Genomic DNA, 25,875 nt, shown 5'->3' with positions numbered 1-25,875 from the left:
ATTTCAGACGGCCTGATCTTTTACTGATTACTCAATATACGTAAACTTCGCACGTTTAATATTGCAGAGGATTTCGTACGGAATCATACCGGCAACTTCGGAAACTTCATTGATATTAATTACATCGCCCCAAAGCTCAACTTCCGCGCCCAAGCCCTCTTTCGAGGCTTCCAGCTCAACCGTAATCATATCCATAGACACTCTGCCGATAATACGGCTGCGTTTGCCATCCACCGCCACAGGGGAATTAGTGGAAGCGCGACGCGGATAACCGTCGGCATAGCCGCAGGCAATCAAACCGACACGGGTAGATTTGCTGGTGTAGAACGTTGCGCCGTAGCCAATCGGAGAATGCGGTTGCAACACGCGCTCGCCGAAAACGCGGGAAGTCAGGCGCATAACCGGTTTCAAACGCTCATCCACGCCGCCGAAAGGCGAAATACCATATAAAGCCAGACCGGCACGTCCCCAATCGCGGCGCGCTTCAGGCACGTTCAAAATCGCGGCGGAATTGGCCAAGCTCTCTTCGCCTTCCAAACCCTCACACGCCAAATCAAACGCTTCAAGCTGCATTTCGGTCATGCCGTTTTCCGGCTCGTCCGCGCAGGCAAAATGGCTGAATTTCACAATATTTCCAACCGATTCGGATTGCTCCAATGCAGTATAGGCCGCGGCATAGTTATGCGGAAAGAAACCGGCACGGTGCATACCCGAGTCCATTTTCAGCCATACGGTTGTCGGACGTTGCCACTCATGATGCACAAACGTCTCCAGCTGCCATTGGCTGCCGATTGCCGGCCACAAATCATAACGGTCAACATCCGCATACTCCGCAGCCTCAAACACGCCTTCCAACAAAACAATCGGATTTTTAATGCCGTTTTGGCGCAGCTCCACGCCTTCATCTACCGTTGCCACCGCAAAGCCGTCGGCAATATCTGCCAACGCGTGTGCACATCTGACCGCGCCATGCCCGTAAGCATCAGCCTTAATCACAGCCAACAATTTATTGCCGTGCAACTCTTTGAGAAAACGATAATTTTGACGTAAATTATCCAAACGGATTTGCGCATTGAGCGGACGCATAATGTATTCCTCTTATCGGCATTCCGTTTCAGACGGCCTGCCCCATTACTTTGAAGCAAATATTATAGGTCAAAAACTACACAGGATTCCATGAAATACACAAGAATAATCTATTCATAATTTAGACCTCATGCGCACCTTTAGGCATTTATGCTTCTTCTCAGGCTGTTTTAAGGTTATGATTCAATCCAAATGAAAACGACAGACATCAAGGCCATGAAAGAACTCGACAAAACCGACTTAAAAATTCTCAAGCTCCTACAACAAAACGCACGTATCCCCATGACTGAATTGGCTGAAAAAGTCGGCCTCTCCACCACGCCGGTAACCGAACGCGTCCGTCGCTTGGAACGCGACAACCTCATTACCGGCTATCACGCCCATCTGAATCCTCATGCTTTAGGCCAAAGCCTCTTGGTCTTTGTCGAGCTAAAACTGCGCTCCAAATCCGGCAATATTTTTGAAGACTTCAAACGCGAAGTGCTGAAGATTCCGCAAATTCTAGAATGCCACTTGGTCTCTGGCGAATACGACTACCTTATCAAAGTCCGCCTGCCCAATATGTCCGCCTATCGCGATATGCTCGGCAATATCCTGCTGCAACTGCCGGCTGCAGCCGAAAGCCGCAGCTATGTTGTCATGGAAGAAGTCAAAGAAGAAGTAGTATTAGACATCTAATTCTATTCGATAAACAAAGGCCGTCTGAAAGATTACAACATTCAAACGGCCTTTATTTTAAATAGGCAAAAAAAATGCACACATCCGACAGAATGTGTGCCAAGTCTACAAAGGAGAAATAGAGGAGAAACTATTAACTGACTACTCGAACCAGCTAACGAAACGAATTATGCAACAAGAGCTTCAACCGCGCAAGTATTTTTCTTGTAAAGTTTCTTAATTATTCGATTTACAGATCTTAAATGTAATCATGTTTCAATGCAGATAAAAAAATGCGCATACCGTTTTGATATGCGCCAAGTCTACAAAGGAGAAATAGAGGAGAAAAATCAAGCTGCATCAAGCAACTCAACGGCGCGAATTATCCTATCCTTCTACCCTCCTGTCAACTGTTTTCCTATCTATTTTCAAGTATTTTGCTAAAAAACAACAAAGTCGCTATTCCCCTCTTTTTCTTGCTATTTTCGCCCATATATAAAAAATTTAGGGCCGTCTGAAACATATATTGCCACTAAAGATAAACGGCTCCATACTCACACATTCATAGTCCATATCAACCCGACCCAAAGACCATGACCACCCCACTTTCCCTTGCCGTCGTCGGCCATACCAACACAGGCAAAACCTCGCTCTTACGTACGCTTTTGCGCGACAGCACCTTCGGTGAAGTGAAAAACGCGCCCTCTACCACGCGCCATGTCGAAGAAGCCCTTATCAACGACGGCGACGACAGCTTGGTTTACCTCTACGATACACCCGGCCTTGAAGATGCCGGCGGCGTGTTGGATTGGCTGGAAACCCACACATCTGCACGCGATGACGGTATCGAACGCATCCAGCAATTCCTCAGCAATCATGAAGCGCATCACGAATTCAACCAAGAGGCCAAAGTGCTGCGCCAAGTCATGCAAAGCGATATGGCCATGTACGTCATCGATGCGCGGGAACCCGTCCTCGACAAATACAAAGACGAGCTGACCATTTTGTCTTGGTGCGCCAAGCCCATCATGCCCGTGTTCAACTTCACCCAAAATCAAGACCTGAGCGCTTGGACCAATATGCTCGCCCGCAGAAATCTGCATGTTTACGCCGGTTTCGATACCGTTGCCTTCGACTTTGAAGGCGAAATCCGATTGTGGGACAACCTTGCCACCATGTTACCTAAGCGCGACATCCTCGACCGCCTCATCAATATGCGCCGGCGCGAGTGGCAACGGCTGGATACGGAAGCGCGTCGTGAAATTGCCGATTTTCTGCTGGATGCCGCCGCATTTACCCAAGAAATTGCCGAAAACGACGACCCTGCCCCGACTTTGGAAGTCATGCAATCGGAAATCCGCCAACTTGAGCGGCAAATGCAACAACGCCTGTTCACACTTTACCGCTTCTATCACGACGAAGTCGGCAGTGACAGCACATGGATGCCCAAAGCCTTCAAACAAGATCCGTTTGACAGCGAATTGCTCAAACATTACGGCATCCGTACCGGTACCGGCGCAACCGCAGGTGCACTCATCGGCTTAGGCTTGGATATTGCCACGCTTGGCGGCTCGCTTGGTTTGGGCACAGCCATCGGTGGACTGTTGGGCGGCATTTTGCCCAATGCCCAAGACATCACCGACAAAATCAACGGCCGACAAACCCTGCATACTGATCCGGAAACCCTTACCCTGCTCGCCGCACGCGCACTGGATTTATTGCACGTCTTGCAAACGCGCGGCCACGCGGCTCAATCACATATCGAGCTAAAAGAACGCAAAGCGCCATGGAATACGGCCAAATTGCCAAGCGAACTCAACAAAGCACGCAGCAACCGCAAATGGTCTTCGCTCAACACACACCAGCCCGAAGCCAGCCGTAACGAACGCGCAGCCTATGTCGGTTCTTTAAGTGAGAAATTAAAAGCTTAGAATTGCTGCATAACAAAAAGGCCGTCTGAAACCTAAATGTTTCAGACGGCCTTTTAATCTTAGCAAATACTTATTCAGCAGCTTTGGTTTCGCGTTTCAAACCGCCGCCAAGTGCTTTATACAAATCGGCAAGGTTTTCCAAACGGGTCAGCTGATTAGCCAAAAGAGCAGTTTCTGCGCTGTAACTGCTGCGTTCGGCATCCAGTAAATCCAATGCGCTGGATACGCCATGTTTGTAGCGCAGGCTGATAAGGCGCAGGCTGTCGTTGTAGGCACGGCTTTGCTTGCTCAACGCTTCATAGCTTTTATCCAACTGTTCACGCGCAACCAACGCATTGGAAACGTCTTTGAATGCGGATTGAACAGCGGCTTCATAAGCAACGATTTGTGCCTGTTGGCGCAGTTTGGCTACGTCAAGATTGGCTTTGTTTGTGCCCCAGTCAAAGATAGGCAGAGTGATGGATGGTGCAAAAGCCCAAATACCTGTACCGCTCTTAAACAGGCCGCTCAACTCTCCGGAAGCTGTACCGACAGAACCGGTCAGGCTGATGCGCGGGAAGAAGGCCGCACGTGCCGCGCCGATATTGGCATTGGCTTGTTTGAGCGAGTATTCGGCCGCGCGGATATCCGGGCGGTTGAGCAACAGGTCCGAACTCAAACCGGCAGGCAGTTTGGTCATTTTGAACTGTTTGTTCAAAGGCAAACCGGCAGGCAAGTCTTCAGGCAAAGGTTGATTAATCAACATAGCCAAGGAATTTCGCGCTTGCTCGCGTTTTTTTACCGCAGATGCGTAATCGGCTTTGGCCGATTCAATCAGCGCTTCCTGTTGGTGCAAATCAACGGCGGAAATCACGCCGGCCTTATGGCGTAATTGCGAGAGCTTGTAAGTCGCTTCACGGGTTTGTAATACGCGTTGTGCCAATGCCATGGTTTCTTCCGCGTAGCGTTCGTTAAAGTAGGCTTTGGCAACGGTAGAAATCAGGGTCAGATGGGCGGCATCGCGGTTTGCGGCCACATTAAAATAACCTTGCAACGCGGCTTCGCTGGTGCTGCGGACACGGCCGAAGAGGTCAAGCTCATAAGAGGCTGCGCCCAAACCCACGCTGTATTGGCTGCTAACGCTGCCGCCGCTCAAACTGCCTTGACGCGAACCTGTACCGCTGGCATTGACGGTTGGCAACAAATTATTACGCGCAATCATGTATTGCTTGCGGTAGATTTCCGCATTCAGCGCGGCTGTACGCAAATCGGTATTGCGTTCCAATGCGATGTCGATCAGGCGGTGAAGGCGAGGATCGGCAAAGTAATCTTGCCAACCCAATTCGGCTGCACGGATACCGTCGTCAACAGTGTCGTATTTAAACGTATCGGCCACGGCAACTTGAGGCTGCTCATATTTCGGCATCATGGTACAGGCCGACAAAGCCACGGCGGCGGCAACGGCGGTCAGTACAGGTTTGAATGTAATCTTCTTCATTTTAGAATCCTTTAGCATTTTGAGGCCGTCTGAAAATTTTTCAGACGGCCTTTGCTTTAGTGCTTGTCTGAATCGTGTTTACCGTCTTCAATCATGCCGGCTTCAGCGGCGTGTTTGGCGGCCATCTCATGCTCGTGTGCGGTTTCTTTAAAGAATTTGCGCACAACCACATAGAACAAAGGCACAAGGAACACAGACAGAATCGTACCGATCAACATACCCCAAACCACGGTCGTACCAATCGCACGTTGGCTGGCGGAGCTGGCACCGCTGGCAACATAAAGCGGTACCACGCCCAAGATGAAGGCAAACGAAGTCATGATAATCGGACGGAAACGCAAGTGTGCGGCGGCAAGCGCAGCTTCAATCGCGCTCTTACCTTGCGCTTGCAGGTCTTTGGCAAACTCGATAATCAAAATCGCGTTTTTCGCACTCAAACCCATCACCGTAACGAAACCGACTTGGAAGTAGATATCGTTGGCGTATGCCGGAATACTGCCCAGCAGCGCTTCAAACATGTTGCGGCCGGTCACGCCCAATGCCGCGCCAATCAAGCCCAACGGAATCACAAGGATAACCGCCAACGGGATAGACCAGCTTTCGTACAAAGCAGCCAATACCAAGAATATAGCGGCAGCGGCCAATGCATACAACACGACAGTTTGCGAGCTGCCTTTGGCCTCTTCACGAGACTGGCCGCCCCATTCCAGGCTGTAACCGCCACCCATATCATCAACCATTTGCTGTACCGCAGCCATGGCTTGACCGGAAGACACGCCATTAACAGGCGAGCCGGAAAGCTCCATTGCCGGATAACCATTGAAGCGGACGCTTTGTTCCATACCGTTTTCCCAAGAAACAGTAGCAATGGTAGAAAGCGGTACGGCAACGCCGGATTTATTCGGTACAGTCAGGTTCAGAATATCGGCAGGCTGCATACGGGCACTCGCATCAGCTTGTACCATCACGCGTTGCAGACGGCCTTGATTCGGGAAGTCGTTTACATAAGACGAACCCAAAGCAGAAGCCAAAGCAGTACGGATGTCAGAGAACGAAATACCTTGTGCGGCTGCGGCAGAGCGGTCGATGTCGATTTTCAACTGCGGCGCATCTTCCAAACCGCTCGCACGAACGGTACTTGGGTTAAACAAACCGCTTTTGCGCATTTTGTCAATCAACTCATTGCGCTTGGCCAATAATGCAGCATGGCCGCTGTTGTTACGGTCTTGCAGGTAAATCGTCAAGCCGGAGCCTGTACCCAATTCCATAATGGCAGGAGGCACAATCGCCAAACCGAAACCGTCTTTCAGCGTAGCCATCATCATGCCGGTCAACTTACCGGAAATAGAAGTCACATCGCTGCCCGGAGCAGTACGTTCGCTCCAGTCTTTCAGAATGACAAAGCCCAAAGCCATGTTTTGGCCGGAACCGCTAAAACTAAAGCCGGAAACGGTAACAATGTTCTCGATCTCAGGTACAGATTTCGCCAGTTGAGTGATTTGAGCCAAAGTTGCATCGGTACGCTCTTTGGTCGCGCCGGCAGGCAGCTGTACGCTCAACATCAAGTTACCTTGGTCTTCAGTCGGCAAGAAGGAAGTCGGCAGACGCATAAACAGGAATACGCCCACAACAGTCAAACCGATATAGACAACCATCATGCGCAAAGTCTTGCGCAAGACTTTGGCTACCCAGCCTTCGTAGCCGTGTGTCCAGTTGTCGAATTTCTTGTTAAACCAACCGAAGAAACCTTTTTTCTCTTCGTGATGACCCTTCTGAATCGGTTTGAGCATGGTGGCACACAATGCCGGAGTCAGCGTCAAGGCAAGAAATGCGGAGAAGCCGATCGATGCCACCATAGTCAAGGCAAACTGTTTGTAAATGTTACCGGTTGCACCGCTAAACATCGCCAGCGGCACAAATACGGACATCAACACGGCAGTAATACCGATCACCGCGCCGGAAATCTGACCCATCGCTTTTTTGGTTGCAGCCTTAGGCGACAGACCTTCGCTCGCCATAATACGCTCAACGTTTTCAACGACCACAATCGCATCATCGACCACAATACCAATTACCAATACCATCGCAAACATGGTCAATACGTTAATCGACATACCCATATATGAGATAAAGGCAAAACCGCCCAACAGGGAAATCGGCACGACAATAGTCGGAATCAGCGTATAGCGGATATTTTGCAGGAAGAGATACATCACCAAGAATACCAATACGATGGCTTCCAAAAGTGTATGGATCACTTTCTCAATCGAAATTTCCACAAATTTGGAAGTATCGTAAGGAATTTTCCAGCTCATGCCGTCTGGAAAATACTTCTGCAAAACCGCCATTTTTTCTTTCACGGCAGTCGCCGTTGCCAAAGCGTTACCGCTGTTAGACAACATCACTGCCATACCGGTGGTGTTCACACCGTTCAAACGTGTGGAAGTAGAATAGTCCTGCATACCCAAGCTGACTTTGGCAACGTCTTTCAGATAGACATTAGAACCATCGGTATTGGATACCAAAATGATGTTGCCAAACTCTTCAGCAGTGCTCAGCTGACCTTGAGCCGTCACAGTTGCTGAAATGGTCTGACCTGCAGCCGCCGGCAAAGAGCCGATAGAGCCTGCAGAAATTTGGATATTTTGAGTAGCCAGTGCGTTGGTTACCGTTGCAAAAGACAGGTTGTAGTTTTGCAGTTTTTTCGGGTCAACCCAAATACGCATGGCGCGTTGCGCACCAAACAATTGTACCTGCCCTACCCCGTCGATACGCTGCAGTTCAGGAATGATATTGCGCTGGGCGTAATCGTTCATTTCCTCAATGGATTGCTTTTCAGAAGAAAGCATGACCACTTGCAAGAAGTTGGAACGCGCTTTAGATACGGTTACACCATATTGCTGTACGGTAGACGGCAATGTGGACAACACTTCCGACAATTTGTTCTGCACGTCTACCTGCGCCAAATCTTCATTGGTTTCCGGTGTAAACGTCAGACTGACGCTGCCGCTGCCGCTGGAATTGGCAGAAGTCGTCATATAGTCCAAACCTTCCACACCGTACATATTACGTTCGATAACGGCCAGTACGCTGTCTTCCATTACCTGAGCAGAAGCGCCCGGATAAGTAGCGCGCAAAGTAATGGTCGGTGCAGCAACGGACGGATATTGGGAAATCGGCAGTTTTTGAATGCCGAAAATACCCGCTGCGATGATAAAAATCGCAATAACCCATGCAAAAATGGGGCGGTCAATAAAAAACTTAGACATTCATGCGTTCCTTATTTGGCTTCAGATGCAGCTTTAGCTTCAGGCTTGGCCTCGGATGCAGCTTGGCCGTCTGAAACTGCTGGTGTTGCTGCCGCAGTGTTTGCAGGCGGCGTCCATTCTTTCGGCGTTACCTTTTTAGCACCCGACATAGCGGCAATGCTGATGCCTTCAACAATCACTTTGTCGCCGTCTTTCAGGCCGTCTGTAATCACCCAATTGCTACCTTGCTGTTGGGCAACGGTCACGACACGCGCTTCCATTTCGCTCTTGTCATTCACCACCATCACCGTATCTTGCGAACCGCGGGTCACTGCTTGTTGCGGCACTACAAATGCATTATCCACTGCCACTTGTTCCATCAATACGCGCACATACAAGCCCGGCATCAAGATATTTCTGTCGTTAGGAATGGCGGCGCGCAAGGTAATTTGACCGGTCGTTTCGTTGACAGTCGGATCTGCAAACAGCAGACGGCCTTTTTCAGGGTAAACCGTACCGTCGTCAAATTTGATATCCACTGCAATCGCGCCGTTTGCCGCCAACAATTTGCCTTCGGCAACCTGTTGACGCAGTTTCATGACCTCACTCGCAGACTGGGTAACATTGACATACATCGGATTGGTTTGTTGGATGGTGGCCAAAACAGTGGTATCGCCGGAATTCAGCAGCGTACCTTCAGAAACTTTAGATTGACCGATAAAGCCGGAAATCGGCGCAGTAATGCGGGAGCGGTTCAGGCTGATACCGGCAGATTTGATGGCTGCTTGAGCGGATTTGACGCCTGCCTCTGCCGAACGCTTGGCCGTTACGGCCGCATCATATTCTTGTTGGCTGATGGCATCGGCGGCAACCAGCGGTTTGTAGCGGGCTAAGTCGGCATTCGCTTTAGCCAAAGTAGCTTGCGCACTCGCCAACTGGGCGCGTGCGCTTTCTAAGTTTGCTTCATAAGATGAGCTGTCGATTTGGTACAAAGGCTGACCAGCTTGCACATAGCTACCCTCTTGGAACAGTCGTTTTTGCAGAATACCGCCGACTTGGGCGCGAACTTCGGCAGTACGCAATGATTCCAGACGGCCTGGCAATTCAGTCGTCAATGCAACAGTTTCCGGATGTACAGTAACCACGCGGACTTCAGGCGCAGGTTGTTTTTGCTGTTGCTGACTGCCTTGCGTCTGTTGGCCGGCTGCTTTTTCATCGCCTTTGCCGCAAGCGGAAAGTGCCAACGCAGTAGCTGCTGCGATTGCCGCGACACGCATCATTTTAGAAGCATAAAGAGCCATAATTTTCCTATCTCTATGATAAATAAGGGTTTGACTGATTAAAAATTGATTACTTTAATCTCATATTTCACAAACGGAAATTGCCTGTTTTTATAAAAAACAGGCTGAGTATATAGTGTTGAGAAACACTATACAAGTACTGAATTGAATTATACATACATTCTTGCATGTTCAGAAGTAATTTTTTATAATCCGAACCATAAATTTACATTTCCTACAAAACAACTATGAGAAGAACCAAAACCGAAGCTTTAAAAACCAAAGAATATCTCATGCTTGCCGCATTAGATACGTTTTATAAGAAAGGCATTGCCCGCACTTCGCTCAACGAAATCGCCCAAGCAGCAGGCGTAACGCGCGGTGCGCTGTATTGGCATTTCAAAAACAAAGAAGATTTGTTTGACGCCTTGTTCCAACGGATTTGCGACGACATCGAAAGCTGCATGAAAGAAGACTCGAACAATAATAACGAACAGGCTTGGCCAAGCTTCCGCCTGACCCTAACCCGTTTTTTCGAGCGACTGCAACATAACGAGCTTCACTACAAATTCCACAGCATTTTGTTTTTAAAATGCGAACACACCGAGCAAAACGAGGCAGTCATTGCCATCGCTAAAAAACACCAATCATTATGGCGTGAAAAAATCGTTGCCGTCCTGACTGATGCGGTACAACAAAAAGCGTTGGCGGATAATTTGGATACCGACATGGCGGTCATCTTCATCAAGTCTTCATTAGACGGCTTGATTTGGCGTTGGCTTTCTTCCGGTCAAGGCTTCGATTTAGCGAAAACTGCCCCCCGCATGATTGAAATCATCATTGATACATTGGAGAACCATCCGCAATTAAGAAAACAATCATAAACATCAAAAATAAAAGGCCGTCTGAAACATTAAAAGTTTCAGACGGCCTTTTGGTTCAAACCTAATTAACGTGTTACCGGTTTGTAACGGATACGTTTCGGTTTCGCGCCCTCTTCGCCCAAACGGCGTTTCTTGTCGGCTTCGTATTCCTGATAGTTGCCGTCAAAGAACACCCATTTAGAGTCGCCTTCACAAGCCAAGATATGCGTAGCGATACGGTCGAGGAACCAGCGGTCGTGCGAAATCACCATCACGCTACCGGCAAATTCCAACAATGCGTCTTCCAACGCGCGTAGAGTTTCTACGTCGAGGTCGTTGGACGGTTCGTCCAGCAGCAAGACATTGCCGCCGCTCAACAAGGTTTTTGCCAAGTGCAGACGGCCGCGTTCGCCGCCAGACAATTGACCTGCGATTTTGCTTTGGTCGCTGCCTTTGAAGTTGAAGCGTCCCAAATATTGGCGGGCAGGGATTTCAAACTGACCAACCTGCAAAATGTCGCGGCCTTCAGCAATGTTGTCGAACACGGTTTTGTCGTTTTGCAAACCTTCGCGGCTTTGGTCAATCAAGCTCATTTTCACGGTTTGCCCGATTTTCACTTCGCCGGAATCAGGCTGCTCTTTGCCCGCAATCATTTTAAACAGCGTCGATTTACCTGCGCCATTCGGACCGATGATGCCAACAATCGCGCCAGCAGGTACTTTGAAGCTCAAATCGTCAATCAACACTTTATCGCCAAACGATTTGGAAACGTTCACAAATTCAATCACTTCGTTACCCAAACGCTCGGCAACAGGGATAAAGATTTCCTGCGTTTCATTGCGTTTTTGGTATTCGTAGTTGCTCATTTCTTCAAAACGCGCCAAACGCGCTTTGGACTTGGCTTGGCGGCCTTTGGCATTTTGGCGCACCCATTCCAATTCCTGCTTCATCGCTTTCACGCGCGCAGCTTCGGATTTCGCCTCGTTTTCCAAACGTTTTTCTTTCTGCTCCAGCCAAGACGAGTAATTGCCTTTCCACGGAATACCGTGTCCGCGGTCGAGTTCCAAAATCCATTCGGCGGCGTTGTCGAGGAAGTAGCGGTCGTGCGTTACCGCAACCACGGTACCTGGGAAGCGTACCAAGAATTGCTCCAGCCATTCGACAGATTCTGCGTCCAAGTGGTTGGTCGGCTCGTCCAACAAAAGCATATCGGGCTTGCTCAACAAGAGTTTGCACAAAGCCACACGACGTTTTTCACCGCCGGACAAATTGCCGATTTTGGCATCCCAATCAGGCAGACGCAGCGCGTCGGCAGCGATTTCCAATTCGTGTTCCGCACCGCCGCCGGTAGACGAACCCGCCGCAATAATCGCTTCCAAGCGGCCTTGTTCTTCCGCCAACACGTCAAAATCCGCATCAGGATTGGCATACTCGGCATACACTTCTTCCAAGCGTTTCTGAGCGGCAGCCACTTCGCCCAAACCGCTTTCCACTTCCTCGCGTACGGTTTTCTCAGGATCAAGCTCAGGCTCTTGCGGCAGGTAGCCGATTTTAATGCCGCCCATCGGCACGGCTTCGCCCTCAAATTCTTTATCCACTCCCGCCATAATCCGCAGTACAGTAGATTTACCCGCACCGTTCAAACCGAGCAAACCGATTTTTGCACCGGGAAAAAATGAAAGGGAAATGTCTTTAATAATGGTTTTCTGCGGCGGCACAACCTTGCTCACGCGCAGCATAGAATAGACGTATTGTTGGGACATAGTTTTCTCGTTTCCGTCAAACAAATTTCAGACGGCCCATTTTAACCTATTGCCCCAATACTTGCTTGTTCAAATGCCGTCTGAAAATAGAAATAAGCATCAAAATATACACCGCACCGAACCGATACCCTTATTGCCCGACGGTATCAATGCCAAACCACAAAAAATTTGATTTAAGCCAGTTTATCCTTGAACTGGCATTGCCAATATCCGGCGCGCTTCATAAAATGCACCTAATATCCTTGAAAGTACGCACACAAACAATAACGACAGAGAACACCACACCAAGGAACCTTTCAGATTTCTCAATAAAAATACTTTTTAAAAAAAGGATTTACCTCATGTCGGAAAATACGCAAAAAACAGCAAAACAAGGTTTGCCGTCACTGGCAAAAAGTACGATTTGGATGCTGAGCTTCGGCTATCTCGGCGTTCAGACGGCCTTTACCCTGCAAAGCTCACAAATGAGCCGAATTTTTCAAACTTTAGGCGCCGACCCGCATAATTTGGGCTGGTTTTTCATTCTGCCGCCATTGGCCGGTATGTTGGTTCAACCGATTGTGGGCTACTACTCAGACCGCACTTGGATGCCGCGCTTGGGCGGCCGCCGTCTTCCCTATCTGCTTTACGGTACGCTGATTGCGGTTATAGTCATGATTCTGATGCCGAACTCGGGCAGCTTCGGTTTTGGCTACGCTTCTTTGGCGGCTTTGTCGTTTGGCGCGCTGATGATTGCGCTGTTGGACGTATCCTCCAATATGGCAATGCAGCCGTTTAAAATGATGGTCGGCGACATGGTCAACGAGGAGCAGAAAAGCTACGCCTACGGGATTCAAAGTTTCTTAGCGAATACGGGCGCGGTTGTGGCGGCGATTCTGCCGTTTGTGTTTGCGTATATCGGTTTGGCGAACACGGCCGAAAAAGGCGTCGTGCCGCAGACCGTGGTCGTAGCATTCTATGTGGGCGCAGCCTTACTGATTATTACCAGTGCGTTCACCATCTTCAAAGTCAAAGAGTATGATCCGGAAACCTACGCCCGCTACCACGGCATCGACGTAGCCGCGAATCAGGAAAAAGCCAACTGGTTCGAACTCTTAAAAACCGCACCTAAAGCGTTTTGGACAGTGACTTTGGTGCAATTCTTCTGTTGGTTCGCTTTCCAATATATGTGGACTTACTCGGCAGGCGCGATTGCAGAAAACGTTTGGCAGACAACCGATGCCTCCTCCGTAGGCTACCAAGAAGCAGGCAACTGGTACGGCGTTTTGGCGGCGGTACAATCCATTGCTGCCGTTATCTGCTCATTTATTCTGGCAAAAGTACCGAATCAATACCATAAAGTCGGTTATTTCGGTTGCTTGGCTTTGGGTGCGCTCGGTTTCTTCTCCGTTTTCTTCATCAGCAATCAATACGCGCTGGTGTTGTCTTATACCTTAATCGGTATTGCATGGGCCGGTATCATTACCTATCCTTTGACGATTGTGACCAATGCCCTCTCAGGCAAACACATGGGTACTTATTTGGGCCTGTTCAACGGCTCTATCTGTATGCCTCAAATCGTCGCCTCCCTGCTGAGCTTTATCCTCTTCCCTATGCTGGGCAGCCATCAGGCGACCATGTTCTTGGTTGCAGGCGCGGTCTTGCTGCTGGGAGCCTTCTCAGTATGTCTGATTAAAGAGACCCACGGCGAATAATCCATCAATACCATCGGCAAAGGCCGTCTGAAACCTTTGCCGAACTTACAATTTTAATAACAGGAGCTTCATAAATGTATACAAGAATCATGGAAATCAGCCCTTGGACGCTGCGTTCGGCAAAACTGGAAAAAGAACACAAACGGCTGCAAGAGAGCCTGACCAGCTTGGGCAACGGCTATATGGGCATGCGCGGCAACTTTGAAGAAACCTACTCCGCCGACAGCCACTTGGGCACCTACATCGCCGGTGTGTGGTTCCCCGACAAAACCCGTGTCGGCTGGTGGAAAAACGGCTACCCCAAATATTTCGGCAAAGCCATCAACGCGCTCAATTTCAGCAAAGTTAATATCTTTGTCGACGGGCAGGAAGTGGACTTGGCGAAAAACGACGTTACCAACTTCTCCGTCGAACTCGATATGCAGCACGGCGTGTTGCGCCGCTCGTTCACCGTATTCGGCGTGCGTTTCGATGTGTGCAAATTCCTGTCCGTCGCGCAAAAAGAGCTGGCTCTCATCCGATGGGAAGCAGTATCCGTTGACGGCAAAACCCACCAAGTCCGCATCGATTCCATCATCGACGCCGACGTGAAAAACGAAGACTCCAACTACGAAGAAAAATTCTGGCAGGTATTGAACAAAGGCGTTTCAGACGGCCGCTCCTACATTGCTACCCAAACCGTCGCCAACCCTTTCGGCGTGGAACAATTCATCGTCAACGCCGAGCAAACCTTCGCCGGCAGCTTTAAAGCCCTCGGCGGCAGCCAAACCGATTGGCAGGTCTCTAATTCTTTCGAGACCGAAGTCGGCAGCACACCCGAAACCTTTGAAAAACGCGTGATTGTTACCACCAGCCGTGATTATCAAGGCTTGGAAGCAGTAAAAGCCGCAGGCCGCGACTTGTCGGAAAAAATCGCAGGCGTTGCGTTTGAAACCTTGCTGGACGCGCACAAAGCAGGCTGGCTGCATCGTTGGGAAATCGCCGACGTAGTCATCGAAGGCAGCGACGAAGCGCAGCAAGGCATCCGTTTCAACCTGTTCCAACTATTCTCCACCTACTACGGCGAAGACGCGCGCCTGAATATCGGCCCGAAAGGCTTTACCGGCGAAAAATACGGCGGCGCGACCTATTGGGATACCGAAGCCTATGCCGTACCGCTCTACCTCGCACTGGCGGAACCCGAAGTTACCCGCAACCTGCTGCAATACCGCCGCAACCAACTGCCGCAGGCGCAGCACAACGCGCGCGAACAGGGCTTGGCGGGCGCACTCTATCCGATGGTAACGTTTACGGGTATCGAATGCCACAACGAATGGGAAATCACCTTCGAGGAAATCCACCGCAACGGCGCGATTCCTTACGCCATCTACAACTACACCAACTACACCGGCGACGAAAGCTATCTTGCTAAAGAAGGCTTGGAAGTCTTGGTCGAAGTGTCCCGCTTCTGGGCGGACCGCGTCCACTTCTCCAAACGCAACGGCAAATACATGATTCACGGCGTAACCGGCCCGAACGAATACGAAAACAACATCAACAACAACTGGTACACCAACACCCTCGCCGCATGGGTATTGGACTACACCCGCGAAGCCCTGGCGAAATATCCGCGTCCGGATTTGAACGTGAGCGCCGCCGAGTTGGAAAAATGGGCGGACATCGGCACGAATATGTACCGTCCGCATGACGAAGAACTCGGCGTATTCGTGCAACACGACGGCTTCCTCGACAAAGACATCCGCCCCGTGTCCGCGCTTTCGCCCGATGATTTGCCGCTCAACCAGAAATGGTCGTGGGACAAAATCCTGCGTTCGCCTTTCATCAAACAGGCAGACGTATTGCAAGGCATCTACTTCTTCGGCGACCGTTTCAGCATGGACGAAAAACGCCGCAACTTCGACTTCTACGAACCGATGACCGTGCATGAAAGCTCGTTGTCCCCATGTATCCACTCCATCCTTGCTGCCGAACTGGGCAAAGAAGAAAAAGCCGTGGAAATGTACCAGCGCACCGCCCGCCTGGACTTGGACAACTACAACAACGACACCGAAGACGGCCTGCACATCACCTCCATGACCGGCTCGTGGCTCGCCATCGTCCAAGGTTTCGCCCAAATGAAAACCTGGGGCGGCAAACTCAGCTTCGCCCCGTTCCTGCCAAGGGCGTGGACAGGCTACGCCTTCCACATCAACTACCGCGGCCGTCTGATTAAAGTCGCCGTCGGCAAAGAAAACGTCGTCTTCACCCTGCTCAAAGGCGAGCCGCTCGATTTGCAGGTGTACGGCAAAGACATCACACTCAACGGCAGCCACACTGTCGCGTTGGAAAAATAAGGAGGGTGCAAAATGACTTTCACCGCAGTGCTCTTTGATCTCGACGGCGTCATCACCGACACCGCCGAGTACCACTACCGCGCATGGAAAAAGCTCGCCGCAGAACTGGGCATCAGCATCGACCGCAAGTTTAACGAGCAGCTCAAAGGCGTGTCGCGCGACGATTCGCTCAAACGCATCCTCGCGCACGGCGGCAAAACCGTCAGCGAAGCCGAGTTCGCCGAACTGACCCGCCGCAAAAACGACAACTACGTCGAGATGATTCAGGCAGTCAAACCCGAAGACGTGTATCCCGGCATTTTACCCCTGCTGGAAACATTGAAAGCAAACGGCAAAAAAATCGCCCTCGCGTCCGCCAGTAAAAACGGCCCGTTCCTGCTCGAACGCATGGGGCTGACCCACTTCTTCGACGCCATTGCCGACCCTGCCGCCGTAGCGCATTCCAAACCCGCCCCCGACATCTTCCTCGCCGCCGCCGAGGGCGTGGGCGCGGACATCCGCTGCTGCATCGGCATCGAAGACGCCGCCGCCGGCGTCGCCGCCATCAAAGCCGCCGGCGCCTTGCCTATTGGCGTGGGCAAAGCCGAAGACTTGGGCAGCGACATCGCGCTGGTGTCCGACACCGCCGAGCTGACCTACGCCTACCTGCAAAACGTGTGGAAACAGTCAGGCAGATAAAATATTAAGGAAGTCAAAGGCCGTCTGAAAAATATTTCAGACGGTCTTTCTGCTTTTAGAACAAAATAATAACCCAACTTACGCAACCCTAAAAACTGAATGCCAATTTCTCAACCATGCTATTCAAATTTATTTGAACGATTTTTTTCTAACCAGCCAACCTTAACAATCACTATTAAAATGCGCGCCAATATTTTGCCGTCTAGCGTATGCGGCTTGGGCGACGGCGAGGCTGCATTCGAGCAGGTTGCGGTTTTCGTATTCAGACGCGGTGTGCGGCTCGGCTTGGTTTTGCTTCCAAAGCTGCAGTTGGGCGATGGCGCGGCGCAGGCCGGTATCGTTGCGGAGAATGCCCAGATGGCGTTGGTTGAACGCTTGCAGGACGGGGCGGCTGAATGCGCTTTGGATACCGTCTGAAAAGGTGTCTGCTTCGGCGGAGGGGTGTTCAGACGATCTTTGGGACAGTACGGCTTGGAATGCTTGTCCGTCCGCGATGGTTTGGGCGGCAAGTCTGGCGGTAACGACGCATTCGAGCAGGGAGTTGCTGGCAAGGCGGTTGGCTCCGTGCAACCCTGTGCAGGTGGTTTCGCCCAAGGCGTAGAGCTGCGGCAGGGAGGTTCTGCCGCAGGGGTCGGTTTGGATGCCGCCGCAGGTGTAGTGTTGCACAGGGCGGACGGGGATGGCTTGGCGCGTGATGTCCAAACCGCATTGGGATAGGCAGTGCCGATGGATGGACGGGAAATGCCGGCGGACGAACGCTGCGGGTTGATGGCTGATGTCGAGCGAGACGAAGTCTTGCGTTTGTTTGGCGATTTCGGCGGCGATGGCGCGGGCAACGATGTCGCGCGGCGCAAGTTCGGCGCGGCGGTCGTAATGCGACATAAACCGTTCGCCCGATTGGTTGGTCAGGATGCCGCCTTCGCCGCGTACGGCTTCGGAAATCAGGAAGGTGCGGCCGTTTTCAGACGGCCTTGCCAAGCCTGTGGGGTGGAATTGGATAAATTCGAGGTTTTCGACTGCGCAGCCTGCGCGTATCGCCATGGCGATGGCGTCGCCCGTGCATTCAGGCGGCGTGGTGGTGGCGGCATAAATCTGTCCCAAGCCGCCGCCTGCGAGTACGGTATGGCGGGCGCGGATGCGGTCGATTTCTTGCGTTCGGCAGTCGAGGACGGTCAGTCCGCACGCTGCGCCTGATTCGGTTTGAACGTCCAACGCCATCTGCCGCTCGCAAACGCGGATGTTCAGGCGGCGGCGTATTTGGGTAATCAGGCTCTGCATGACGGCTTCGCCCGTGTAGTCGGCGACATGGGCGATTCGGCGGCAGGTATGCCCGCCTTCGCGCGTCAGGTGCAGGTCGTTATGATTCCGATCGAACGCCACGCCCTGCGCCAGCAGCCATTCGATTGCCGGTTTGCCCTGCGATAAGATGGTACGGACGGCGACTTCGTCGCACAAACCTGCGCCCGCTTCCAAAGTATCGGCGACGTGTTTTTCGATATCGTCCTCTCCCGACCACGCCGCCGCAATCCCGCCTTGCGCATGACGGCTGGCGGTGTCGTCCAGCCGGTTTTTGCACAAAATGACGATGCGGAACGACTCAGGCAGCGACAGGGCGAGCGTCAGTGCCGCCAGCCCGTTTCCGGCAATCAATACGTCGCAATCGGTTTGCATGGTGTTGTCCTTGTTTGAGAGGTCGTCTGAAACGGCAATATTGACGGCAAATCAGGCGGGGCCTATACCGTTGAACACATCCCCGCGCTTGAGTCCTGCCGCGAAGTCGAGCATACGCTGCAAAGGCAGTTTGGCGGCTTCGCCCAGCTTTCTGTCCAACAGGATTTCGTTATGTGCGTTTGTCAGGGCGTATTTGATGCCGCCCAGCGAATTCATCGCCATCCACGGGCAGAACGCGCAGCTTTTGCAGCTTCCGCCGTTGCCCGCCGTCGGGGCGGCGATAAATTCTTTGTCGGGCGCCTGTTTTTGCATTTCGTGCAGGATGCCCAAATCGGTCGCCACGATGAATTTTTTTTCGGGACGAGATACGGCGGCTTTGAGCAGTTTGCTGGTCGAGCCGACCACGTCGCCCAGTTCGATGACGCTTTGCGGCGATTCGGGATGAACCAGCACCACCGCGTCGGGGTGTTCCGCCTTCAACGCCGCCAATTCCTGCCCTTTGAATTCGTTATGAACGATGCACGAACCCTGCCACAGCAGCATATCCGCGCCCGTTTCGCGGCGGATGTAGTCGCCGAGGTGGCGGTCGGGTCCCCAAATCAGTTTTTCGCCGCGCGATTTCAAATACGACACGATTTCCAACGCCACCGAAGACGTTACAACCCAATCGGCACGCGCTTTCACGGCGGCGGAAGTGTTGGCGTACACTACGACTGTACGGTCGGGGTGTTGGTCGCAAAACGCTGAAAACGCCTCTTCCGGGCAACCCAAATCCAAAGAACATTCCGCTTCCAAATCAGGCATCAGCACCGTTTTTTCAGGGCAGAGGATTTTCGCGCTCTCGCCCATGAAGCGCACACCTGCCACCACCAATGTATCGGCTTCGTGTTCCGCACCGAAACGAGCCATCTCCAGCGAATCGCCCACGCATCCGCCTGTTTCCAAAGCCAAATCCTGAATCAGCGGATCAACGTAATAATGCGCCACCAAGACCGCGTTTTTCTCCTTCAGCAAAGCCTTGATTTCATCTTTCAGACGGCCTGCCGTCTCGCGGTCGGGCGTGTCGGCAACCTTCGCCCACGCCTGACGGATTTGGCAGGCAGAAGTCGGCGTCTGAATGAGGGGCATATCGTAGTCGAACGAGCGGCGGGCGGCGGTTTGCATGATGTTTCCTTGTGGCTGTTTTTTCAGACGGCATAAAGGTTTGCCGTTTATATTTTGAAATAGTTTTTATATTATGCTCAACTTGAGTATAATATGCAAGGTCGTCTGAAAACCGCTTTGGTTTACAATAAGGTTTTCTCTTGAATGAAAGCCACGCATGGATGCCTATCCTGAAACAGCAGCCAATACGCAAAGTATCGTCGAGCTTGTTCCTGTACTGATTGCCATTACAAATGGCAGCTTGAGGGTTTTGACAGTTGCCAAAGGAGAGCTATTACCCAATGGCCTGCTTGCACCGCTTCGCCACTCCTTGCAGGCAGGGGTTAGGATGTGGGTTGCCAAACAGACATCGCAGCCTATGGGCTATGTAGAACAGCTTTATACGTTTGTAGATACGCGCCGTCAAAACGAGCAAGGCATGCCTGTCTTGTACGTCAGCTATTTGGGACTGGTGCGCGAGGCAGCCGACAGCATCCTGCACCCCGACGCGAAATGGCAGGACTGCTACGGCTATTTCCCGTGGGAAGATTTGCGCACCGACGGCGGGCTGCGCGATACCATCGTCAGCCGCCTGCGCATTTGGGCAAACTTGGCGGATACGGAGGAAGTGCGCCAGAAGCGGCTCAAGCGCATTCATTTGTGCTGGGGGGTAGAACCTGAAAATTGGTCGGAAGAATACGTTTTGCAACGCTATGAAATGCTGTATGAAAGCGGCCTGATAGCGGAAGCAGCCGAGCCTCAGGAAAACTTCAACTTCGCACTCACGGGGCAGCCTATGTGCCACGACCACCGCCGCGTACTGGCGACAGCCTTATCCCGCCTACGCGCCAAAATCAAATACCGTCCCGTGATTTTTGAACTGATGCCGCCCGAATTTACACTGCTGCAACTGCAAAACAGCGTCGAAGCTATCAGCGGCAGATTGCTGCACAAGCAAAACTTCCGCCGCCAGATTCAGCAGCAAAACCTCATCGAGCCGTCGGATACCGGCGTATCAGGCAGTAAAGGCCGTCCTGCGCAGCTTTACCGCTTCCGAGATGACGTTCTGCCCGATCAGCTGATTTCTGATATCGGACTACCGCTGGGCAGCCGCTAACTGATTTTCAGACGGCCTCAAATTAAATTTTGCCCCATTGGGCAATATCAATTTTTCAACAAAGGAACCTTCATGTCGTCTGAGAATAATCTTCTACCTCTACCCGATACCCTGTTGCGCCCCATGGTAGAACAAGCCTTGAGCGAAGATTTAGGCAGGCGAGGCGATATTACGTCCGCAGCCGTCATCGCTCCCGACAAAACCGCCAAACTTTTCCTGATCAGTCGTGAGGACGGCGTAATAGCAGGCATGGATTTGGCGCGCCTTGCCTTTCAGACGATGGATCCGTCCGTCCGCTTCCAAGCAGAAATCCAAGACGGGCAAGCTGTCCGCGCAGGTCAGATGCTTGCCGCCGTCGAAGGCAACGCCCGCGCGCTGCTCGCTGCCGAACGCACCGCGCTCAACTATCTTACGCACTTGAGCGGCATCGCTACCGCCACCGCTCGCGCAGTAGCCGAAGTCGCCGAATACGGCACAGACATCGTGTGCAGCCGCAAAACCATCCCACTGCTTCGCGTCCTGCAAAAATACGCCGTCAGAGCAGGTGGTGGCGTGAACCACCGCATGGGCTTAGACGATGCCGTGCTCATCAAAGACAACCACCTCGCCTATTGCGGCAGCATCGCCCAAGCCGTACGGCAGGCAAAGCAGGCGGTCGGACCGTTGACCTGCGTGGAAATCGAAGTGGACACGCTGGCACAACTGGACGAAGCCATCGCGGCGGGCGCGAAACGGATTTTGCTGGACAACATGGACGACGAAACCTTGAAAGAAGCGGCAAACTGCTGCCACACGCAAACCGCCCACCCACACACCGTCTATTGCGAAGCATCGGGCGGCATCGGCTTCGACCGCCTGAAACGCGTGGCACAAACCGGCGTGGACGGCATCGCCCTCGGCTATCTGACCCACAGCAGCCGCTCGTTGGATATAGGCTTGGATTTCGTGGCTTAAATTTCGAGTTTGCTATAAAACAAAGGCCGTCTGAAATTTCAGACGGCCTTTAATATCACCTATCAACCCAACGTTACCATCTCAATCTGCTCCATACTTCTACCCAAGAAGCGTTCGCCGATGGTGCGGAAGCGCAGTGGGATGTCGCTGACGTAGAAGCGGTAATCCGGGTTGTCGTTTTCTGTATTCAGCAAACCTGCTTGCGCCAAGGCTTTGGCGGTGGCTTCAGCGGTGGTGATGGCGGAATCGACCAAGGTGACATTTTGCGCTTCACGGCCGATAAGCGGTTTGAGCAGTGGGAAGTGGGTGCAACCCAACACCAGCGTGTCGATGTCGTCGGCCAAGAGCGGCTTCAAGTATTCGCGCACGGTCAGGCGGGTGACTTCGTGATCGAGCCAGCCCTCTTCTACCAATGGCACAAGCAGGGGCGCGGCTTGTGTGCGCACCAGCGTGTCGTTGTTTTTCGAATGGATAGCGCGCGCGTAGGCATTGCTGTTGACGGTGGTATTGGTCGCGATAATGCCGATTCGGTTGTTTTTGGTGGTTTGCAAAGCGGCTTCCGCACCGGCGGAGATGACGTCCAATACGGGCATATTGCCTGCTTTTTGGCGGATTTTCTGTCCGGCAACGGCGGCGATGGTGTTGCACGCGATAACGAGTGCTTTGACATCGTTTTCCAGCAGGAAATCGACAATCTGCATGGCGAAGGTCTCGATGGTGGCACGGGATTTGGTGCCGTAGGGAACGCGTGCGGTGTCGCCGAAATAGATGATGTTTTCCATCGGCAGGCGTTCCATCAGGGCGCGGACGTTGGTCAAGCCGCCGACGCCGGAATCGAATACGCCGATGGGGCGTTGTTTGCTGGTACTCATGGTTAATTTCTTCAATATAGAGTTGAGGCCGTCTGAAACCGTTTTCAGACGGCCTGAAGGTTAAACATATTCTTTTTTATCGTTTTCCATCCAAGCCTGATGCGAGCAAATCCACAACAGCACGATACCGCATACGGTCGAACTCAACATCATACCGGCCATCACCAAGGCAGAACCATTATGCAGCCAAGTCGTTGCCATGCCGACCGATGCGCCGATAAGGGATTGGAACACGCCTAAAACCGCATTTGCGCTGCCGCCCTCTGCACTGAAATAGCTCATAAAGCAGGCCTGAGTGTTTGCACCGACTAAGCCTTGCGTACCGACTGAAAACATCACACATGGCACTAAAGCCCACAAAGGCGGCAAAGACAGCGACAACACCAAAACCGTCATCAGCAGATTGGCGGAAAATTGGACGATAATGCCCCATTTGAGGATGTTTTGCGGATGCGTACCGGTTTTCAAACGCCATGCGGTAACGCGGTTAAACGACATCATGGTAATGATATTGAGCGCAAATATCCAAGCATATTGGTTTGGTGAAACATGATACAGATGTTGGTACACGAACGATGATTCGGTCAAAAAGGCAAACATCGAACCAAAACTGAAAGCTTGGAAAAACAGATAGCCCATCGCGGCGCGCGTTCTCAAAACACGTTTAAACCTGCCGGCCACCACGCCGAACACGTCCATGCTGATTTTGCCTTTTTGGTGCGGCTTAGGCAGGAAATACCACATCAAACCCCAAAGCAGCAGCGAATAACAGGCCAGAAAGCCGAAAATCATGCGCCAGCCGCCCAAATTCTGCAAGCCTGCACCAATCATCGGTGCCATCAATGGCACAATCATCAGAATAATGCCGATTAAGGCAAACATCTGCGCGGCTTTGCGTCCGGAATAATAATCGCGCACCATCGCACCGGAAATCACCACGGTCATCCCCGCGCCAAACGCCTGCAAAGCACGCAAGTTCAACAGCTGCTCGACATTATTCACCATCGTCAAACCGATAACGGCGGCAAAATAAATGCTCAATCCCACCAAGGCGACAGGTTTGCGGCCTTTAATATCCGAAATCGAACCGCCGACCACCTGACCAAACGCCACGCCAAACATAAAAAAGCTCAGACTTTGCTCAATACGGTGGATGTCCGAACCCAGCGACTTTGCCATTTCGGGAATCGCAGGCAGATAGGCATCGACAGAAAACGGCATCAGCGCGACCAACATCGCCATCAGCACGGCCATGGTTTTTTCGCCCAAAGGGGCTTGTTGTGCAGTCATTCCGACTTTCGCTTTCGTAAAAAATATTCAAAAAACAAAGAAAACAACCGCCTTGTCAGACGGTTGCGGATTGGATGGAATTATAGCAGATTTCAACCTTGTCCAATCACTGCAAAAAAACCTTTGCAAAACTTAAGGCCGTCTGAAACTTTGCTTGGTTGAATCCCCTCGCCGCAAACGTTAAAATGCTTGTTTTTTAAGACAACAAATTGTTTCACATCACGGATTCTAAGGAATAATCATGACTACATTTCAAATTGCGCGTGCCGACGGGAAAACGCTCGAAATCCAAGGCAAAATGGCCAACCGCCACGGCTTGATCGCCGGTGCGACCGGTACGGGTAAAACCGTTACCCTACGCCGTATGGCGGAAGCCTTCAGCAGCGAAGGCGTCCCTGTATTCTTGGTCGATGTCAAAGGCGATTTGTCAGGCATCGCGCAAGCCGGTGCCAACAGCGGCAAAGTAGGCGAACGCATCGCCGAGTTTGATTTGGGCGAACATTGGCTGCAAAATTTCCCCGTGCGCTTTTGGGATGTTTACGGCGAAACCGGTATTCCCATACGCGTAACCGTTTCAGAAATGGGCCCTATGCTTTTGGCCCGCCTGATGAATCTGAACGATACGCAAGAAGGCCTGCTCAACCTCGTGTTCAAAGTTGCCGATGACAGAGGCTGGCACATTCTGGACTTGAAAGACCTGCGCAGCATGTTGAAACACGTTTCCGACCATGCTTCGGAATACCGCACGCAATACGGCAACGTTTCTGCCGCCAGTATCGGCGCAATTCAACGCCAACTGCTGACTTTGGAAAACGAAGGTGCAGAAAAATTCTTCGGCGAACCTTCCCTCAACCTGCAAGACTGGATGCAAACCGACAACGGCAAAGGCATCATCAACATCCTTAATTCCGAAAAACTAATGTGCTCTCCGCGTATGTACAGCGCGTTTTTGCTGTGGATGCTGGCGGAGTTGTTTGAAACCCTGCCCGAAGTCGGCGATTTGGACAAACCAAAATTTGTGATGTTCTTCGACGAAGCGCATTTGATGTTCGACAATGCCGCCAATGCGTTGGTCGAACAAATCGAACAAGTCGTGCGCCTGATCCGTTCCAAAGGCGTGGGCGTATATTTCGTCACCCAAAACCCGCTCGACTTGCCCGATACTATTCTCGGCCAACTGGGTAACCGCGTACAACACGCCCTGCGTGCCTTCACACCGCGCGACCAAAAAGCAGTCAAAGCCGCTGCCGAAACCTTCCGCAGCAACCCAAACATCAAAGTTGCCGAAGCGATTGCCGAACTCGGCGTCGGCGAAGCCCTCGTTTCCTTCCTTGATGAAAAAGGTATGCCCGAGCCGGTAGAACGCGCCCTCATACTGCCGCCGCAATCTTCCTTAACCCCGCTTACCGCAGAGGAACGCAACCGCCTGTTCCAAAACGACGATTTGTATCCAACCTACAAAGACATGGTGGACAACTACTCCGCCTTTGAAGCATTGGCCGAAGCAGACAGCCAGGCTGCCGCTGAAAAAGAAGCCACAAATGCCGCCAAAGAGCAGGAAAAAGCGCAAAAAACCGCAGAAAAAGAGGCTGCCAATGCCGATCCCGGCATTCTCGGCGGACTGATCGGCGGTTTGAGCGGCGGACGCAAAAAATCCGGCCAAGGTTTGGGCTACAACGTTGCCGACGCCATCGGCAGCCAAATCAACCGCCAAGTAACCAACGCCATTTCCCGCAGCGTAATGGGCATTATTAAAAATATATTTAAATAATCAGCCTGCAAATATAAAAGGCCGTCTGAAATTTCAGACGGCCTTTT

At 51.8% G+C, this 25,875-nt stretch carries 18 protein-coding genes; 9 read left to right on the top strand and 9 right to left on the bottom strand.

Annotated features, from left to right (window positions below):
• Positions 1 to 27: 27 nt before the first annotated feature.
• Entirely contained in the window at positions 28 to 1,086 is a 1,059-nt protein-coding gene (gene alr / locus HMPREF2560_RS08080; RefSeq protein ID WP_070873818.1) for an alanine racemase, read from the bottom strand.
• Between the two features lie 216 nt (positions 1,087 to 1,302).
• Between alr and HMPREF2560_RS08075 the strand changes: the two genes are divergently transcribed.
• Both HMPREF2560_RS08075 and HMPREF2560_RS08070 read left to right on the top strand, forming a co-directional pair.
• Complete coding sequence (locus HMPREF2560_RS08075; RefSeq protein ID WP_003747450.1) at positions 1,303 to 1,764, top strand: winged helix-turn-helix transcriptional regulator; 462 nt, start codon at positions 1,303 to 1,305, stop codon at positions 1,762 to 1,764.
• Between the two features lie 572 nt (positions 1,765 to 2,336).
• The gene (locus HMPREF2560_RS08070; RefSeq protein WP_049343940.1) at positions 2,337 to 3,674 is read left to right on the top strand and encodes a GTPase/DUF3482 domain-containing protein; all 1,338 of its coding nucleotides are present in this window, start codon (positions 2,337 to 2,339) and stop codon (positions 3,672 to 3,674) included.
• A 70-nt stretch (positions 3,675 to 3,744) separates the two neighbouring features.
• Here HMPREF2560_RS08070 and HMPREF2560_RS08065 read toward each other — a convergent pair whose 3' ends face one another.
• Genes HMPREF2560_RS08065 through HMPREF2560_RS08055 form a run of 3 tightly spaced genes read right to left on the bottom strand, consistent with a single transcriptional unit; the run spans position 3,745 to position 9,700 of the window.
• The gene (locus tag HMPREF2560_RS08065; RefSeq protein ID WP_141762598.1) at positions 3,745 to 5,151 is read right to left on the bottom strand and encodes an efflux transporter outer membrane subunit; all 1,407 of its coding nucleotides are present in this window, start codon (positions 5,149 to 5,151) and stop codon (positions 3,745 to 3,747) included.
• A gap of 56 nt (positions 5,152 to 5,207) precedes the next feature.
• A complete protein-coding gene (locus tag HMPREF2560_RS08060; protein ID WP_070873816.1) occupies positions 5,208 to 8,420 on the bottom strand; it encodes an efflux RND transporter permease subunit in 3,213 nt (1,070 codons plus the stop codon).
• 11 nt (positions 8,421 to 8,431) lie between these two features.
• On the bottom strand, positions 8,432 to 9,700 hold the full coding sequence (locus HMPREF2560_RS08055) for an efflux RND transporter periplasmic adaptor subunit (RefSeq protein ID WP_070873815.1): 1,269 nt from the start codon (positions 9,698 to 9,700) through the stop codon (positions 8,432 to 8,434).
• A 227-nt stretch (positions 9,701 to 9,927) separates the two neighbouring features.
• On the opposite strand from HMPREF2560_RS08055, the gene HMPREF2560_RS08050 reads away from it, so the two are divergent.
• Positions 9,928 to 10,563 (top strand): multidrug efflux system transcriptional repressor MtrR, encoded by a 636-nt coding sequence (locus HMPREF2560_RS08050; protein ID WP_070873814.1) that lies wholly within the window; start codon positions 9,928 to 9,930, stop codon positions 10,561 to 10,563.
• Between the two features lie 65 nt (positions 10,564 to 10,628).
• Here the strand turns inward: HMPREF2560_RS08050 and ettA are convergent, their stop codons facing one another.
• Positions 10,629 to 12,305, bottom strand: coding sequence for an energy-dependent translational throttle protein EttA (gene ettA / locus HMPREF2560_RS08045; RefSeq protein WP_070629653.1), 1,677 nt, complete (start codon positions 12,303 to 12,305; stop codon positions 10,629 to 10,631).
• Positions 12,306 to 12,646: 341 nt separating this feature from the next.
• Between ettA and HMPREF2560_RS08040 the strand changes: the two genes are divergently transcribed.
• From HMPREF2560_RS08040 to pgmB, 3 genes are all read left to right on the top strand, one after another.
• Positions 12,647 to 13,999: an SLC45 family MFS transporter gene (locus tag HMPREF2560_RS08040; RefSeq protein WP_070461997.1), complete on the top strand. Its 1,353-nt coding sequence runs from the start codon at positions 12,647 to 12,649 to the stop codon at positions 13,997 to 13,999.
• Positions 14,000 to 14,073: 74 nt separating this feature from the next.
• Positions 14,074 to 16,332, top strand: a complete 2,259-nt coding sequence (locus HMPREF2560_RS08035) for a glycoside hydrolase family 65 protein (protein ID WP_070607546.1) — start codon at positions 14,074 to 14,076, stop codon at positions 16,330 to 16,332.
• A gap of 12 nt (positions 16,333 to 16,344) precedes the next feature.
• Positions 16,345 to 17,010, top strand: coding sequence for a beta-phosphoglucomutase (pgmB, locus tag HMPREF2560_RS08030; protein WP_070607549.1), 666 nt, complete (start codon positions 16,345 to 16,347; stop codon positions 17,008 to 17,010).
• A 162-nt stretch (positions 17,011 to 17,172) separates the two neighbouring features.
• Here the strand turns inward: pgmB and nadB are convergent, their stop codons facing one another.
• Both nadB and nadA read right to left on the bottom strand, forming a co-directional pair.
• Positions 17,173 to 18,681 carry an L-aspartate oxidase gene (nadB, locus tag HMPREF2560_RS08025; RefSeq protein ID WP_070607552.1) on the bottom strand — a complete coding sequence of 503 codons (1,509 nt, stop codon included), beginning with the start codon at positions 18,679 to 18,681 and terminating at the stop codon, positions 17,173 to 17,175.
• A gap of 51 nt (positions 18,682 to 18,732) precedes the next feature.
• Complete coding sequence (gene nadA / locus HMPREF2560_RS08020; RefSeq protein ID WP_070607555.1) at positions 18,733 to 19,845, bottom strand: quinolinate synthase NadA; 1,113 nt, start codon at positions 19,843 to 19,845, stop codon at positions 18,733 to 18,735.
• Positions 19,846 to 20,002: 157 nt separating this feature from the next.
• On the opposite strand from nadA, the gene HMPREF2560_RS08015 reads away from it, so the two are divergent.
• Together HMPREF2560_RS08015 and nadC are read left to right on the top strand one after the other, a co-directional pair.
• Positions 20,003 to 20,941: an NUDIX hydrolase gene (locus HMPREF2560_RS08015; RefSeq protein ID WP_070607558.1), complete on the top strand. Its 939-nt coding sequence runs from the start codon at positions 20,003 to 20,005 to the stop codon at positions 20,939 to 20,941.
• A 72-nt stretch (positions 20,942 to 21,013) separates the two neighbouring features.
• Complete coding sequence (gene nadC, locus HMPREF2560_RS08010) at positions 21,014 to 21,895, top strand: carboxylating nicotinate-nucleotide diphosphorylase (protein WP_070607561.1); 882 nt, start codon at positions 21,014 to 21,016, stop codon at positions 21,893 to 21,895.
• A 62-nt stretch (positions 21,896 to 21,957) separates the two neighbouring features.
• Here the strand turns inward: nadC and murI are convergent, their stop codons facing one another.
• Positions 21,958 to 22,767, bottom strand: coding sequence for a glutamate racemase (gene murI / locus HMPREF2560_RS08005; RefSeq protein ID WP_049331752.1), 810 nt, complete (start codon positions 22,765 to 22,767; stop codon positions 21,958 to 21,960).
• Between the two features lie 60 nt (positions 22,768 to 22,827).
• Complete coding sequence (locus tag HMPREF2560_RS08000; protein WP_070607564.1) at positions 22,828 to 24,057, bottom strand: multidrug effflux MFS transporter; 1,230 nt, start codon at positions 24,055 to 24,057, stop codon at positions 22,828 to 22,830.
• Between the two features lie 241 nt (positions 24,058 to 24,298).
• Here HMPREF2560_RS08000 and HMPREF2560_RS07995 point away from each other — a divergent pair, with 241 nt between their 5' ends.
• Positions 24,299 to 25,828, top strand: coding sequence for a helicase HerA-like domain-containing protein (locus HMPREF2560_RS07995; RefSeq protein ID WP_070607567.1), 1,530 nt, complete (start codon positions 24,299 to 24,301; stop codon positions 25,826 to 25,828).
• Positions 25,829 to 25,875: the final 47 nt, after the last annotated feature.

This window comes from Neisseria sp. HMSC078H04, assembly GCF_001838135.1.
In the GTDB taxonomy this organism is placed as follows: Bacteria; Pseudomonadota; Gammaproteobacteria; order Burkholderiales; family Neisseriaceae; genus Neisseria.
This window is presented reverse-complemented; position numbering and strand designations above follow the sequence as displayed.